Annotated in this window: 14 protein-coding genes and 2 tRNA genes; 6 read left to right on the top strand and 10 right to left on the bottom strand. The window is 67.9% G+C overall.

The features are described 5' to 3' along the window. The first annotated feature begins 48 nt into the window (after positions 1 to 48). Both JNB61_RS07310 and JNB61_RS07305 read left to right on the top strand, forming a co-directional pair. The gene (locus tag JNB61_RS07310; RefSeq protein WP_220339203.1) at positions 49 to 564 is read left to right on the top strand and encodes a DNA helicase; all 516 of its coding nucleotides are present in this window, start codon (positions 49 to 51) and stop codon (positions 562 to 564) included. Next, complete coding sequence (locus JNB61_RS07305; RefSeq protein WP_220339202.1) at positions 557 to 1,054, top strand: aminoacyl-tRNA deacylase; 498 nt, start codon at positions 557 to 559, stop codon at positions 1,052 to 1,054. The genes JNB61_RS07310 and JNB61_RS07305 overlap by 8 nt, the downstream gene beginning before the upstream one ends. Before the next feature lie 15 nt (positions 1,055 to 1,069). On the opposite strand, the gene JNB61_RS07300 is transcribed toward JNB61_RS07305, so the two are convergent. The 3 genes from JNB61_RS07300 to JNB61_RS07290 all read right to left on the bottom strand — a co-directional run bounded on the left by JNB61_RS07300 (position 1,070) and on the right by JNB61_RS07290 (position 1,741). Continuing rightward, positions 1,070 to 1,510: an NUDIX hydrolase gene (locus JNB61_RS07300; protein ID WP_220339201.1), complete on the bottom strand. Its 441-nt coding sequence runs from the start codon at positions 1,508 to 1,510 to the stop codon at positions 1,070 to 1,072. Between the two features lie 73 nt (positions 1,511 to 1,583). Then, a tRNA-Ala gene (locus tag JNB61_RS07295) sits at positions 1,584 to 1,656 on the bottom strand. Between the two features lie 11 nt (positions 1,657 to 1,667). Further along, a tRNA-Ile gene (locus JNB61_RS07290) sits at positions 1,668 to 1,741 on the bottom strand. 87 nt (positions 1,742 to 1,828) lie between these two features. On the opposite strand from JNB61_RS07290, the gene JNB61_RS07285 reads away from it, so the two are divergent. Beyond that, a complete protein-coding gene (locus JNB61_RS07285; protein WP_220339200.1) occupies positions 1,829 to 2,542 on the top strand; it encodes a VIT1/CCC1 transporter family protein in 714 nt (237 codons plus the stop codon). A 63-nt stretch (positions 2,543 to 2,605) separates the two neighbouring features. Here the strand turns inward: JNB61_RS07285 and JNB61_RS07280 are convergent, their stop codons facing one another. The 7 genes from JNB61_RS07280 to dnaA all read right to left on the bottom strand — a co-directional run bounded on the left by JNB61_RS07280 (position 2,606) and on the right by dnaA (position 12,772). Then, positions 2,606 to 3,010: a DUF3566 domain-containing protein gene (locus tag JNB61_RS07280; RefSeq protein ID WP_045301979.1), complete on the bottom strand. Its 405-nt coding sequence runs from the start codon at positions 3,008 to 3,010 to the stop codon at positions 2,606 to 2,608. Beyond that, a complete protein-coding gene (gene gyrA, locus JNB61_RS07275; RefSeq protein WP_220288926.1) occupies positions 3,007 to 5,652 on the bottom strand; it encodes a DNA gyrase subunit A in 2,646 nt (881 codons plus the stop codon). The genes JNB61_RS07280 and gyrA overlap by 4 nt, the downstream gene beginning before the upstream one ends. A gap of 52 nt (positions 5,653 to 5,704) precedes the next feature. Further along, positions 5,705 to 7,747: a DNA topoisomerase (ATP-hydrolyzing) subunit B gene (gene gyrB / locus JNB61_RS07270; RefSeq protein WP_220288925.1), complete on the bottom strand. Its 2,043-nt coding sequence runs from the start codon at positions 7,745 to 7,747 to the stop codon at positions 5,705 to 5,707. A gap of 121 nt (positions 7,748 to 7,868) precedes the next feature. Next, the gene (locus tag JNB61_RS07265; RefSeq protein WP_223214690.1) at positions 7,869 to 8,429 is read right to left on the bottom strand and encodes a DUF721 domain-containing protein; all 561 of its coding nucleotides are present in this window, start codon (positions 8,427 to 8,429) and stop codon (positions 7,869 to 7,871) included. Further along, positions 8,422 to 9,636: a DNA replication/repair protein RecF gene (recF, locus tag JNB61_RS07260; protein ID WP_220339199.1), complete on the bottom strand. Its 1,215-nt coding sequence runs from the start codon at positions 9,634 to 9,636 to the stop codon at positions 8,422 to 8,424. Before recF ends, JNB61_RS07265 begins: the two co-directional genes overlap by 8 nt. A gap of 49 nt (positions 9,637 to 9,685) precedes the next feature. Further along, positions 9,686 to 10,840: a DNA polymerase III subunit beta gene (gene dnaN, locus JNB61_RS07255; protein ID WP_220288923.1), complete on the bottom strand. Its 1,155-nt coding sequence runs from the start codon at positions 10,838 to 10,840 to the stop codon at positions 9,686 to 9,688. Positions 10,841 to 11,320: 480 nt separating this feature from the next. Beyond that, positions 11,321 to 12,772, bottom strand: coding sequence for a chromosomal replication initiator protein DnaA (dnaA, locus tag JNB61_RS07250; RefSeq protein WP_220339198.1), 1,452 nt, complete (start codon positions 12,770 to 12,772; stop codon positions 11,321 to 11,323). A 309-nt stretch (positions 12,773 to 13,081) separates the two neighbouring features. On the opposite strand from dnaA, the gene rpmH reads away from it, so the two are divergent. From rpmH to yidD, 3 genes are read left to right on the top strand one after another with little or no spacing between them, the layout of a single operon-like run. Beyond that, positions 13,082 to 13,219 carry a 50S ribosomal protein L34 gene (rpmH, locus tag JNB61_RS07245; RefSeq protein ID WP_022879826.1) on the top strand — a complete coding sequence of 46 codons (138 nt, stop codon included), beginning with the start codon at positions 13,082 to 13,084 and terminating at the stop codon, positions 13,217 to 13,219. A gap of 8 nt (positions 13,220 to 13,227) precedes the next feature. Continuing rightward, complete coding sequence (gene rnpA, locus JNB61_RS07240) at positions 13,228 to 13,563, top strand: ribonuclease P protein component (RefSeq protein WP_159840731.1); 336 nt, start codon at positions 13,228 to 13,230, stop codon at positions 13,561 to 13,563. Then, positions 13,560 to 13,916 carry a membrane protein insertion efficiency factor YidD gene (gene yidD / locus JNB61_RS07235; protein WP_201448697.1) on the top strand — a complete coding sequence of 119 codons (357 nt, stop codon included), beginning with the start codon at positions 13,560 to 13,562 and terminating at the stop codon, positions 13,914 to 13,916. Before rnpA ends, yidD begins: the two co-directional genes overlap by 4 nt. Positions 13,917 to 13,920 lie beyond the last annotated feature (4 nt).

Genomic DNA, 13,920 nt, shown 5'->3' with positions numbered 1-13,920 from the left:
GTCTGGCAAGATGAAGAGACCGACATCCCCACGACAGGGAGGGCAACCGTGAGCCTCAGCCGCAAGCGCAAGAAGGAACTCCACAAGCTGCAGAAGCAGGCCGGAAACCTGTGGGAGGCCCAGCAGATCCTGGTCGGCGAGGCCGCCGGCATCGCACGGGAAGCGAGCCGGCAGCTCGGCAACTACGGGCGGGAGCAGGTCAAGCCGCAGGTGCAGGCCGGCTACGACAAGTACGCCGCACCCTACGTCGACAAGGGCCGCAACGTCGTCAACCGCACCGTCATCCCGGCAGCGGGCGCCGTGGTCGGCTCCGCGCTGTCGGTGTGGGATGCCGCCAACGAGCAGCGCTCGCACCTCTCCTCCGGGCGCGGGTTCAGCCTCCCATCGTCGTGGACGAAGGCCGCGCCGGTCCCGGCCAAGAAGGGCATCGGCGCCGGCGGCGTCATCGCCATCATCCTGGGCGTCGCCGCCGCGGTCGGCGTGCTGTACGCCGCGTGGCAGACGCTGCGCGCCGACGACGAGCTCTGGGTCGCTGACGACCCGCTGCGCGCGCCGGATGCCTGAGCCCGCCACGGGTGAGGCTCTGACCGGAGTCGACCGCGTCCGCGCGGCGGCCGCCCAGCGCGGCCTCGACGTCGAGATCCGGGAGCGTCCGGCGGCGAACAGTCTGCCGGAGGCTGCCGCGATCCTCGGCATCCCGCCTTCGGGCATCGTGAAGACGCTCGTCGTCAAGCGCAGCGACGACACCTACCTGTTCGCCCTGATCCCGGGGGACCGTGCGATCTCGTGGCCGAAGCTGCGCGCCGTGGTGGGCGTCAACAAGCTTCAGCTGCCCGATCCGGCGCGCGCCCTGGCGGCCACCGGCTATGAGCGGGGCACGATCGTGCCGCTAGGCAGCACGCACGACTGGCCGATCTACGCCGACAGCGAGATCGTGGGTCAGCGGATCGCGATGGGGGCGGGAGCGCACGGCTACAGCATGTTCGTCGACGCCGACGCGCTCATCGCGGCCTACGGTGCGACGGTCGCCGACATCTCACAGCCCATCGGTTGACGGCATCCGTCCCCGTCAGTCCGCCGGCGGCAGTTGGATCCCCGCCATATCGAGGGCGATATCGACCAGCTTGACCCGCTGGAGGGCGCGCACCTCCGCCAGCGGGAACCACTCGGCGCGGTCGGTCGAGCCGCCGGTCTCGTTGCGGAGCCTCCCGCCCGTGATGCGGGCGCGGTAGACGATGCGCAGCGTGTGCAGGGGAAGGCTCGCACCGGGTCGGAGCCTGCGGCCCGGGGGGATCACGCGGGAATGGATGCCGAGAAGCCCGTCGATCTCGACCCGATAGCCGGTCTCTTCCTTGACCTCACGGCGCGCGGCGCTCTCGGGGTCCTCACCGGGCTCGAGCCCGCCGCCGGGCATCGTCCACGCGGCGCGACGACCCTCGTTCCAGTGCGCGAGCAGCAGACGGTCGTCATCGTCGACGATCACCGCGTACGCCGCGACACGCAGGTCCATGCTTCACCCTAACTGCGCAGGACTCCCGGGAGAACGCAGAAGCCGGTCCCTCTCGGAACCGGCTTCGTGTCTGTGGAGCCTAGGAGATTCGAACTCCTGACATCCTGCTTGCAAAGCAGGCGCTCTACCAACTGAGCTAAGGCCCCGGGGCTTACGGTGGGGCTACCAGGACTTGAACCTGGGACCTCTTCATTATCAGTGAAGCGCTCTAACCGCCTGAGCTATAGCCCCGTTTGTCTGCGGAACCTGCGCTCCGCAACCTCCAAGACTTTACCCGACGAATCGCGATTTCACGAATCGGCCTGGTTGACTGGGCTCGTGGCGCGGATTTCTCACCCCGGCGAACCGCACGGCGTCGGACTCGGACAACGGCTCAACTGGCTGCGCGCCGGAGTTCTGGGGGCGAACGACGGCATCGTCTCGGTCGCGGCCCTCGTCGTCGGCGTGGCGGGGGCCACGACGAACACCGGTGCGCTCTTCACCGCCGGCATCGCCGGCCTCGTCGGCGGCGCCATCTCGATGGCTCTGGGGGAGTACGTCTCCGTCAGCAGTCAGCGCGACACGGAGCGGGCGCTCATCGCCAAGGAGAGCGGTGAATTGCGCGACATGCCCGACGCGGAGCTCGAGGAACTGACCCAGCTCTACCGCGACCGTGGCCTGACCGACGCGACAGCCCGTCAGGTGGCGCAGGAGCTCACGGCGCACGACGCCCTGTCCGCCCACCTCGAGGTGGAGCTGCACATCGACCAGGACGATCTCGTCAACCCGTGGCATGCAGCGGTCTCCTCCGCGATCGCGTTCACCCTGGGCGCGTTGCTCCCGCTCCTGGCGATCCTGCTCCCGCCGCCCGAGTGGCGCGTGCCGGTGACCTTCGTCGCCGTGCTCGTTGCGCTGGCCGCGACCGGCACGGTCTCCGCCCACCTCGGCGGTGCTCCGAAGGGGCGTGCGGCCACCCGCCTCGTGCTCGGCGGCGCGCTCGCCCTCGCCGCCACGTGGCTCATCGGCACCCTGCTCGGCACCACCGTGGTGTAGTGCGCAGACGCCGAGCGCCGGCATCCGGAATCGAATCACGGATGCCGGCGCTCGGCCAGTGCGTCAGTTCGAGGTGAAGCCGACCAGGAGGCCGCCGGTCACCTTGACCGCGAGGTTGTAGATGCCCGCGATCACGGCGCCGAGCACCGTCACGACCACGAGGTTCAGGATGGCGACGACGGCCGAGAAGGCGAGCACCTGCGGGAAGCTCACGAACTGCGACAGCAGGATGCTGCCATCGGAGAAGCTCGAGAAGAACTCGTCGGCCTTCGCGATCAGGCCGGTGGTCTGCACCACCAGGAAGACCATCACGAACGCCACGACCGTCACCACCGCGATGGCGATCGCGGCGAGGAAGGACAGCTTCACTGCGGACCAGAAGTCCACGTACACCAGGCGCAGGCGAACCTGCTTCGCGCTGGTCTTGTGACTCGATTTCTTGGCGAGCTTGTCGGCTACCGTGCTCATGCGTCAGTGCTCTCTTCGGGGGTCTGGGGCGAGGCATCCGATCCGAGAGTGTCGGTCTGGAGGGGGGTCTCGGACGACGGTGCCGCGTCGACGCCGTCGGTGGATGCATCCTCGGATTCTTCTGCGAGGCCGCGTTCGCCGTTGCGCGCGATCGCGATGATGCGATCGTCGTCGCTGGAGCGGGCGAACACGACACCCATCGTGTCTCTGCCCTTGGCGGGGACCTCGGCCACGGCAGAGCGTACCACCTTGCCGCTGGCAAGAACCACCAAGACCTCGTCGTCCTCGGAGACGATGAGACCGCCCGCGAGATCGCCGCGATCCTCGCTCAGCTTGGCCACCTTGATGCCCAATCCGCCGCGATTCTGCATGCGGTACTGGTCGACCGCGGTGCGCTTGGCGTACCCGCCCTCGGTCACGACGAAGACGTAGCCGTCGTCGGTCGCGACCGACGCCGAGAGCAGGCTGTCGCCGGCGCGGAAGTCCATTCCCTTCACGCCGGAGGTCGACCGGCCCATCGGCCGCAGCGCCGAATCGGTCGCCGAGAAGCGCAGGGACATGCCGTGGCGGCTGATGAGGAGGATGTCGTCGCCCTCGTCGACCAGCAGCGCGCTGACCACCTCGTCCTCGGGACCGGCCTCGACCTCGTCGCCGTCCTCGGGGACCTGGCCGCGGATCTTGATGGCGATGATGCCGCCCTGACGGTTCGTGTCGTACTCGGTGAGGCGCGTCTTCTTGACGAGTCCGCTGCGGGTCGCCAGCACGAGGTAGGTCGCGACGGAGTAGTCGCGGATGTCGAGGATCTGCGCGATCTCCTCGTCGGGCTGGAGTGCGAGGAGGTTCGCGACGTGCTGGCCCTTCGCGTCGCGCCCGGCCTCCGGCACCTCGTACGCCTTCGAGCGGTACACGCGGCCCTTGTTCGTGAAGAACAGCAGCCAGTGGTGGGTCGTGGTGACGAAGAAGTGCTCGACGACATCGTCGGCGCGCAGCTGCGCGCCCTTCACGCCCTTGCCGCCGCGGTGCTGCTGGCGGTAGTTGTCGCTGCGGGTGCGCTTGATGTAGCCGTCGCGCGTCACCGAGATGACCATCTCCTCTTCAGGGATCAGGTCTTCCATCGACATGTCGCCGTCGAACCCGTGGAGGATGTGCGTGCGGCGCTCGTCGCCGAACTTGTCGACGATCGCCGTGAGCTCCTCGCGGATGATGTCGCGCTGACGCTGCGGGGTGGCCAGGATCTCCTGGTAGTCCGCGATCTGCAGCTCGAGCTCGGCGGCCTCGTCGATGATCTTCTGCCGCTCGAGGGCCGCGAGGCGGCGCAGCTGCAGCTGGAGGATCGCATCGGCCTGCGCTTCGTCGACGTCGAGGAGCTTCTGCAGTCCCTCGTTCGCCTCCTGCGCGTTGGGCGAGCGGCGGATCAGCGCGATGACCTCGTCCAGCGCATCGAGCGCCTTGAGGTAGCCGCGGAGGATGTGCATGCGCTCTTCGGCCTTGCGCAGGCGGAAGCCGGTGCGGCGGACGATGACGTCGATCTGGTGATCGAGCCACAGCGTGACGAATCCGTCGAGCGACAGCGTGCGCGGCACGTTGTCGACGATCGCGAGCATGTTGGCGCCGAAGTTCTCCTGCAGCTGGGTGTGCTTGTACAGGTTGTTCAGCACGACCTTCGCGACGGCATCCCGTTTCAGCACCACCACGAGGCGCTGACCGGTGCGGTCCGAGGTCTCGTCGCGGATGTCGGCGATGCCGGTGATCTTGCCGTCACGGGCGAGGTCGCCGATCTTGACCGCGAGGTTGTCGGGGTTGACCTGGTACGGCAGTTCGGTGATGACCAGGCAGGTGCGGCCCTGGATCTCTTCGATGGCGACGACGGCGCGCATCGTGATGGAGCCGCGGCCGGTGCGGTACGCCTCGCGGATGCCCTTGGTGCCCAGGATCTGCGCGCCGGTCGGGAAGTCCGGCCCGGGGATGCGCTCCATGAGCGCATCGAGCAGCTCTTCGCGCGACGCCTCGGGGTGCTCGAGCGCCCACAGTGCCCCGGCGGCGACCTCACGGAGGTTGTGGGGCGGGATGTTGGTCGCCATGCCGACGGCGATGCCGACGGAGCCGTTGACGAGCAGGTTCGGGAAACGCGCCGGCAGCACCGACGGCTCCTGGGTCTGACCGTCGTAGTTGTCGTGGAAGTCGACGGTCTCTTCCTCGATGTCGCGCACCATCTCGAGCGCGAGCTGAGCCATCTTCGTCTCGGTGTAGCGCGGGGCGGCGGCGCCCATGTTGCCGGGCGAGCCGAAGTTACCCTGCCCCTGCGCGAGCGGGTAGCGCAGCGACCACGGCTGCACCAGTCGGACGAGGGCGTCGTAGATCGCGGTGTCACCGTGGGGGTGGTACTGACCCATGACCTCGCCGACGACGCGCGCGCACTTCGAGAACGACTTGTCGGGACGGAAACCGCCGTCGTACATGCCGTAGATCACGCGGCGGTGCACCGGCTTCAGGCCGTCGCGCACGTCGGGGAGCGCGCGGCCGATGATGACGGCCATCGCGTAATCCAGGTAGCTGCGCTGCATCTCGAGCTGCAGGTCCACCTGGTCGATGCGACCGTGGTCGTGCTCGGCGTTCACGTCGGGACGCTCGTCTTCTGCCATGTCTGTTATCTCGTCTTCTTTGTGAACCGCGGTCTCTGAGCCTGGGGAAGCCTCAGATGTCGAGGAAGCGGACGTCCTTCGCGTTGCGCTGGATGAACGTGCGACGCGACTCGACGTCCTCGCCCATCAGCACCGAGAAGATCTCGTCCGCGGCGGCCGCGTCATCGATGGTCACCTGGCGCAGGGTCCGGGTGCTGTGGTCCATCGTGGTCTCCCACAGCTCCTTGGCGTTCATCTCGCCGAGACCCTTGTAGCGCTGGATGCCCTCCTTCGGGATCCGCTTGCCGTTCGCCAGGCCGTCGGCGAGCAGCGCGTCGCGCTCCTTGTCGGAGTACACGTACTCGTGCGGCGAGTTGGTCCACTTGAGCCGGTACAGCGGCGGCATCGCGAGGTACACGAACCCGGCCTCGATGAGCCCGCGCATGTAGCGGAACAGCATGGTGAGCAGGAGCGTCGTGATGTGCTGGCCGTCGACGTCGGCATCCGCCATCAGCACGATCTTGTGATAGCGCGCCTTGTCGATGTCGAAGTCCTCGCCGATGCCCGTGCCGAAGGCCTGGATCATCGCCTGCACCTCGCGGTTGCCCAGCGCTTTGTCGAGCCGTGCGCGCTCGACGTTGAGGATCTTGCCGCGGAGGGCCAGGATCGCCTGGGTGTGCGGATCGCGGCCCTGCACCGCCGAGCCGCCGGCCGAGTCGCCCTCGACGAGGAAGATCTCGCTGATCGACGGGTCCTTGCTGGTGCAGTCCTTCAGCTTGTCGGGCATCGCCGCCGACTCGAAGACGCTCTTGCGGCGGGCGGTCTCGCGCGCCTTGCGGGCCGCCATGCGAGCGGTCGCGGCGTCGATGGCCTTGGTGATGACGCGCTTGGCCTGCACCGGGTTGCGGTCCAGCCAGTCGGCGAGCTGATCGCCGACGACCTTCTGCACGAAGGCCTTCGCCTCGGTGTTGCCGAGCTTGGTCTTGGTCTGCCCCTCGAACTGCGGCTCGGAGAGCTTGACCGAGATCACGGCGGTGAGACCCTCGCGGATGTCGTCGCCGGTGAGGTTGTCGTCCTTCTCCTTGAGGAGGTTCTTGTCGCGCGCGTAGGCGTTGATGCGCGTGGTGAGAGCCGCACGGAAGCCCTCCTCGTGCGTGCCGCCCTCGTGCGTGTTGATCGTGTTCGCGAAGGTGAAGACGTTCTCGGTGTAGCTCGACGTCCACTGCATCGCGAGCTCCAGCGAGATGTGGCGGACGGTGTCCTCCGACTCGATCTCGATGATCTCCTCGTTGACGACGTCGGCATGGCGCACCTTGTTGAGGTACTCGACGTAGTCGACGAGGCCGCGCTCGTAGTAGAAGTCGTCGAACGGCTGGCGCTCCTCGGAGCCTCCGCCCTCGGCATCCGTGACGTAGGTCGACTCGGGGCGCTCGTCGGAGAGCGTGATCCGCAGCCCCTTGTTGAGGAACGCCGTCTGCTGGAAGCGCGTGCGCAGCGTGTCGTAGTCGAAGTTCACCGACTCGAAGATGGTGTCGTCGGGCCAGAACTGAATCGTCGTGCCGGTCTCGTCGGTCGGCTCACCCTTCGCGAGGGGCGCCTGCGGCTGCCCGCCATCGCGGTAGGACTGCCGCCAGACGTGCCCCTGGCGCTTCACCTCGACCTCGAGGCGCGTCGACAGCGCGTTCACGACCGACGAGCCGACGCCGTGGAGGCCGCCCGACACCGCGTACCCGCCACCGCCGAACTTGCCGCCCGCGTGCAGCACGGTGAGCACGACCTCGACGGTCGACTTGCCCTCGGTGCGGTGGATGTCGACCGGGATGCCACGGCCGTTGTCGACGACGCGCAGGCCACCGTCGGGGAGGATCGTGACGCTGATGGTGTCGCAGAAGCCGGCGAGCGCCTCGTCCACGGAGTTGTCGACGATCTCGTACACCAGGTGGTGGAGGCCGCGCTCACCTGTCGAGCCGATGTACATGCCGGGTCGCTTGCGCACGGCCTCGAGACCCTCGAGCACCTGGATGGCGTCTGCCCCGTAGTCGCTGGCTGATCCGTTGGGAGCCTGAGCGGGCGTTTCGGGTTCCTCGGAAACGTTATCGGGGTTGTCAGACGTCATCTTCGCGAGGGCTCCAAATCCTTCGACACGGGCCTCGACAGTCTATCGGGTAACGGCCCGATCACAGCGCTCTACGCCCCTGTAACGGGATAAAATTCCCCTGGATGCCTCCCGACGTGTCTTATCCGTAGGTATCGCGCGGACCCCGCCCTGGAATCGTTCTGGGACCCCATTTCCAGGAGGGGACGTCCGGCCCGATGAACCGGACCGCATCGACCCCCGCCTCGGGGTAGCGGCGAACGATCTCCGAGAGGATCTGCGCGCGCATCAACTGGAGCTGCTTCGCCCATGCCGTCGAGTCGGCCCGGATGGTGAGCGTTCCGTCCGAGAACGCGACCGGCCGGGTGTGCTTCGCGGTGTCTTCGCCGGCCACCTGGTCCCACGCGCGCACGACGTCTTCGCGCGCGAGCTGCGGGTCCCAGCCGGCCTCCCGGGTGAGATCGGCGAGCACGTCGCCCACCCCGCGCGGGTCGCGTCCCGGGGCGAACGGGATGTTGTCGTCGTCCGCGGTGCGCCGCCGCCGCTTGCGGTACGACCTGGCCGAGGGCTCGAGCCCGCGCAGGCGCAGGTAGGTCGAGATGGTCTCGGGGACAGCCGTGCGATCGAGCGGTGCAGCTGCAGCAGGAACGGATGCGGCGTCCCGCGGCCGCTCGGAAGGCTCGGGTACACGTGGATCAGGCATCCGTGCCCTCGCCATCCACGGGGCCCACGATGCGACCGGCCTCGACCCGCACCATCCGCGCCCGCAGCCCCTTCGGCACATCGCCCTCGACCGCGGCGGTCACCACGACCTGCTCGTAGTCGGCGGCGAGGTGCGCCAAGCGGGCGCGGCGATCGGTGTCGAGCTCGGCGAAGACGTCGTCGAGGATGAGCACCGGATCGCCCAGGCGCGAGTCGGCGCGCAGGAGCTCGGCGGACGCCAGCCGCAGCGAGAGCGCGACCGACCACGACTCGCCATGCGACGCGTACCCCTTCACCGGAAGACCGCGGATGCGCAGCAGCAGGTCGTCGCGATGGGGTCCGACCAACGTGAGCCCGCGCTCGAGCTCGGATGCGCGCTTCGCCGAGAGCGCCTGACGGAAGAGCTCCGCGATGCGGCTGGTCGAGGCATCCGTGCGTCCGGCGTCTGCGTGCGCGGCCGTGGATGACGCGGCCGCCGAGCCGCCGTCGGCGTCCTCGCCGGTATCGGCGCCCGCGACCGAGAGCGCCCACTCGATCTCGGGCTGGTGGTCGGCGCCGGCGATCGCGGTGTACGCGGCCGCGAGCGGAGTCGCGAGATCGGCGGCGAGCACAAGGCGCGCCGCGATGAGCTGTGTGCCGAGCGAGACGAGCTTGTCGTCCCACACGTCGAGGGTCGAGAGGGCGTCGCCGCGGATGCCGCGGGCCTTCGCCGACTTCAGCAGCGCGGTGCGCTGCTTGAGCACGCGGTCGTAGTCCGCGATCACGCCGGCCATGCGCGGAGCGCGCTGCACCAGGAGCTGATCGGCGAATCGGCGGCGCGCCGACGGATCGCCGCGCACGATCTGCAGGTCTTCGGGGGCGAAGAGCACGACCTGCGCGTAGCGAGGCAGTTCCGCCGGCTTCACCGGAGCACCGTTCACGCGGGCCTTGTTCGAACCCTGCCGATTCACCTGGGCCTCGAGCTGCACGCGACGCTCGCCGTGGGCCAGTCGGGCCCGGATGATCGCGGCGTCCGCTCCGTCGCGCACCATCGGTGCGTCGTTCGAGACGCGGTGCGAGCCGAGGGTGGCGAAGAAGCCGATGGCCTCGGCCAGATTCGTCTTGCCCTGGCCGTTGCGGCCGACGAACACGTTGGGGCCAGGCCCGAGCTCGACGTCGGCGGCGGCATAGTTGCGGAAGTCGACGAGACTCAGGTGCTCCACGATCACCGCACAAGCCTCACGATCGGGACCGACGTTCTGCTGCGCTGATCCGTGATCAGCGCAGCAGCAGGTTCGGCTGCAGCAGGTAGCGGAACGAGTCCGACCCCGCGCGGTCGACCGAGGTCTGCGGCGTGATGAGAACGGGGCTGAGCTTGTTCGCGTTCTCGCTCGAGGTGAACGTGATGCGCACGAACTCGCTCTTCACCGCGCCGAGCGACTCCAGCAGGTACTGGGGGTTGAGACCCAGGGTGACCTCGTCGCCGCCCAGCAGCGTCGCGTCGACGGACTCGGTGGCGCGCGCCTGCTCGGTGCCCGAGGCATCCATCGACACGCTGTCGGCGGTGAAGGTGAAGCGCAGCGGGGCCGAACGGTCGAGCACGAGCGACACACGGCGCACGGCCTCGGCGAGCTCGGCCGTGTTGACCACCGCGTGGTGCTCGGTCTGCTCGGGGAACAGACGCCGCACGGGCGGGAAGTTGCCCTTGATGAGCAGCGACGTCACGGTCTTGTTGCCCGCGGTGAAGGCGATGATCTCGCGATCGCCCGAACCCGAGAACGCGATGGAGATGTCGCCCCCGTGGGCGAACGTCTTGCCCACCTCGGTGAGGGTGCGGGCGGGCACGAGTGCGGTGGTCGACTCCTCGCTCGCCACGGTGCCGGCGTCCCACGGGATCTCGCGGAGGGCGACCCGGTAGCGGTCGGTGGCGACGAGGCTGAGGCTCGTGCCCGAGACCTCGAGCTGCACGCCCGTGAGCACGGGGGTGACGTCGTCCCGGGAGGCGGCGAAGGCGACCTGCGCGATCGCGGTGGCGAAGTCCTCGGACGGCACGAGTCCGGAGTCGCCCGTGACCTCGGGGATCGCAGGGTACTCCTGGACGGGCATGGACGCGAGGGTGAACCGGGCGGAGCCGCAGGTGAGCAGGATGCCGCCGTCGTCGTCGACCTCGATCTGGATCGGCGCGTTCGGCAGGCGGCTGGCGATGTCGGAGAGGAGCCGGCCGTGGACGAGGATCGTGCCCGGCTCGTCGACGGTCGCCTCGATCGTGGTGCGCGCGGACGCTTCGTAGTCGAACGCCGCAAGCGAGAGACCCTCTTCGGATGCCTCGATCAGCACGCCCGCGAGGATCGGCTGGGGGTTGCGCTGCGGAAGAAGCTTCACGACGAACGATACGGCTTCGCTGAACACATCGCGATTGACGTGGAACTTCACGAACGCTCCCTCTGCAGCGGGCCCTTCGACTGCGGGCTCGGGGTTCTCATGCTAGTGCCAGCCTCGGAGATTGCCAGTCCGCATCCGGGTCTCGGGACTTGTCCACCGCAAAGGTGATCGGACGGGGTTCATCTCAGGGATTTCTTGTCATGGTGTTAACGGCTGTGGAAACTGTGGACAACAGTCGAGTTGCCAGTCAGGAGACGGAAACCACACACGTGTGAGTTGTGGAGACGCTCCGGAGAGCCGTCGGAAAGCCGAATGACAGAACCTGTGGACAGTTCAATCCATCCACAGGTCTCCCCCGCTCGTTCACAGGGGTTTCCGCAGCTTGGGAGAGTTATCCACAGGTTTTCCACACTGTGAAGAACCGAAATGATGGCCCTGCTCCCCGCGCGTGTCAAGAACTTCTTCGGGCATATGCGCCGAGGGGCCCGCGCGTCGTGACGCACAGGCCCCTCGGGGGGTGTAGAGGACGCTTCAGCGACCGTTGCGGCCGAGCTGCGCGGTGATCTCCGTCACCTGGTTGTAGATCGACCGGCGCTCTTTCATGAGCTCGCTGATCTTCTTGTAGGCGTACATCACGGTCGTGTGGTCTCGGTTGCCGAACAGCTGCCCGATCTTGGGAAGCGACAGGCTCGTGCGCTCCCGACACAGGTACATCGCGATCTGACGCGCAGTGGCCACCGACTGCGAGCGGCTCGACCCGTACAGGTCGTCGACGGTGAGCTTGAAGTAGGCCGCCGTCGCCGTGATGATGTCGGTCGGCGAGATGACGTTGGCGTCGTCCTGGTCGACGATGTCACGCAGCACCGTCTGGGCGAGCGACATGTCGAGCGTCGAGCGGTTGAGGCTGGCGAACGCCGAGACACGGATGAGGGCGCCTTCGAGCTCGCGGATGTTGCTCGACACCACCGTCGCGATGTACTCCATCACCTCGTCGGGAATGTGGAGCCGCTCGGACTGCGCCTTCTTGCGGAGGATCGCGATGCGCGTCTCGAGGTCGGGCGCCTGCACATCGGTGATGAGGCCCCACTCGAACCGGCTGCGCATGCGGTCCTCGAAGCCGGTGAGGTGCTTCGGGGGCACGTCGCTCGTGATCACGACCTGCTTGTCGTGGTCGTGCAGCTGGTTGAAGGTGTGGAAGAAGGCTTCCTGCGTCTCGGCCCGGCCCTGGAGGAACTGGATGTCGTCGATCAGCAGGATGTCGACATCACGGTACCGCGCCTGGAAGGCCGAGCCGCGGTTGTTGGCGATCGAGTTGATGAAGTCGTTGGTGAACTCCTCGCTCGACACGTAGCGCACCCGGATGCCGGCATACAGACTCAGTGCGTAGTCGCCGATCGCATGCAGAAGGTGCGTCTTGCCGAGGCCCGAGTCGCCGTAGATGAAGAGCGGGTTGTACGCCTTCGCGGGCGCTTCGGCGACCGCGACCGCCGCGGCATGGGCGAAGCGGTTGGACTGCCCGATCACGAAGTTGTCGAACGTGTACTTGGGGTTCAGCCGGGTGTCGCTGCGCGAGACGGATGCTGCATCCCCCGGCTCGTCGAGCGGTGGGCGTCCGACGGGCGCGGCGGTCTGCAGTCCGATCGCCGGCGTGACCGGTGCCGTGACCGACTGGACGGCGATCGGCGCGGTGAGGTGCACGTCGGCGAGGTCCGGGTTCACGACGACACGGAAATTCGACGCCGGGTCCTGGACGTCCTGAGCGACGCGTGTGAGCGCCTCCAGGATCGGCGCCCGCATGCGCTTGGTGAATTGGGCGGCGGTCAGATCGTTGGGAACGTCGAGATAGAGCGTTCCGCCCATGACACCCTGCGGTACCGCCAGGCTGATGAAGCCGTGCAGCTGCGGGGTGATGCGATCGTCTCGCACGAGTTCGTCCAGAACGGCCGTCCAGACCGGTACATCTGGAACTTCGTGCGGTGTCATGGCCCCCCCGGGTTGTTGATGATTCCACCGGAGGCCGCGGAAACGTCGGTCCAGGCCTGTGGATAACTGCCGGAGCCACGCTAGTCAGGAGGCGTCGCGTGAGCAAACTCCACTGTAGAACCGGCCTGCGTGTCGGTGCCAGGGTCGACCGCCTCGCCGGTGCATAATGACACGTTCTGCGCTCGGTTTGAGTTCTCGGGCTTCTCGACGTAGCCTTAATCGGTTGACTTATGCCCTCGTGGCAGTCGCCCCTGTACACACGTCCCCGGTCTCGAGCGTCCCGGTGACACCTGATCGGAAGTAGTCCCCATGAGCAAGCGCACCTTCCAGCCCAACAACCGCCGCCGCGCCAAGAAGCACGGCTTCCGCGCCCGCATGCGCACGCGTGCCGGCCGCGCCATCCTCTCGGCTCGCCGCGCCAAGGGGCGCACCGAGCTCTCGGCCTGAGCCGAGCGGTGCTCGCGAGGCCCAACCGACTCACCCGCGGAGCGGAGTACAAGGCCGTCGTCCGTCGGGGTCGTCGGTGTGCCGGAGCGCACACCATCACCTACGTGAACCGCGTCGTGACCGATGGTCCGGCGCGGTTCGGCTTCATCGTGAGCAAGCAGGTCGGCGGCGCCGTCGTACGCAACACCGTGCGTCGGCGGCTGAAGGCGCTGTGCTTCGAGTCGATCGAGGCGGTCGCGCCGGGCAGCGACGTCGTGATCCGCGCTCTGCCGAGTGCGGCATCCGCGTCCTTCGATGATCTGCGCAGCGACGTCGTGAAATGCCTCGCACGGAGGGCCGCATGAGCGTTCTTCCCGCCTACGCGTTCGGAGACGCCGAGTTCTCGGCATCCGATTCCCTGCGCAGCATCCCGCTGCTCCCCCGCAACGCGGTGCTCGCTCTGCTGCACGGCTACCGGGCCACGATCTCGCACACGTACGGCGACGTCTGCAAGTACTACCCGTCGTGCTCGGCGTACGCCGTCGGCGCGGTGCAGCAGCACGGCGCCGTCGTGGGATCAGCGCTGACCGCGGCGCGCATCGCGCGCTGCCACCCTTGGGCGGTCGGCGGCGTCGACGACGTGCCACCCCGCAAGAACTTCCGGCACGCGCTGACCCGCCACGGGTTCGTCGTGCCTGCCCCCACCGGAAAGGACTGATCCT

It is taken from the genome of Microbacterium ureisolvens (assembly GCF_019511645.1).
Classification (GTDB): Bacteria; Actinomycetota; Actinomycetes; order Actinomycetales; family Microbacteriaceae; genus Microbacterium; species Microbacterium ureisolvens_A.
Note: the sequence above shows the minus strand (reverse complement) of the source record. Positions and strands in the feature narration are given on the sequence as shown.

Coding starts and splice junctions, on each gene's coding strand:
- JNB61_RS07305 (WP_220339202.1), top strand. CDS start 557: ATGCCTGAGCCCGCCACGGGTGAGGCTCTGACCGGAGTCGACCGCGTC.
- JNB61_RS07265 (WP_223214690.1), bottom strand. CDS start 8,429: ATGCCTGATCCACGTGTACCCGAGCCTTCCGAGCGGCCGCGGGACGCC.
- gyrB (WP_220288925.1), bottom strand. CDS start 7,747: ATGACGTCTGACAACCCCGATAACGTTTCCGAGGAACCCGAAACGCCC.
- yidD (WP_201448697.1), top strand. CDS start 13,560: ATGAGCGTTCTTCCCGCCTACGCGTTCGGAGACGCCGAGTTCTCGGCA.
- rpmH (WP_022879826.1), top strand. CDS start 13,082: ATGAGCAAGCGCACCTTCCAGCCCAACAACCGCCGCCGCGCCAAGAAG.
- dnaA (WP_220339198.1), bottom strand. CDS start 12,772: ATGACACCGCACGAAGTTCCAGATGTACCGGTCTGGACGGCCGTTCTG.
- gyrA (WP_220288926.1), bottom strand. CDS start 5,652: ATGGCAGAAGACGAGCGTCCCGACGTGAACGCCGAGCACGACCACGGT.
- JNB61_RS07280 (WP_045301979.1), bottom strand. CDS start 3,010: ATGAGCACGGTAGCCGACAAGCTCGCCAAGAAATCGAGTCACAAGACC.
- JNB61_RS07300 (WP_220339201.1), bottom strand. CDS start 1,510: ATGGACCTGCGTGTCGCGGCGTACGCGGTGATCGTCGACGATGACGAC.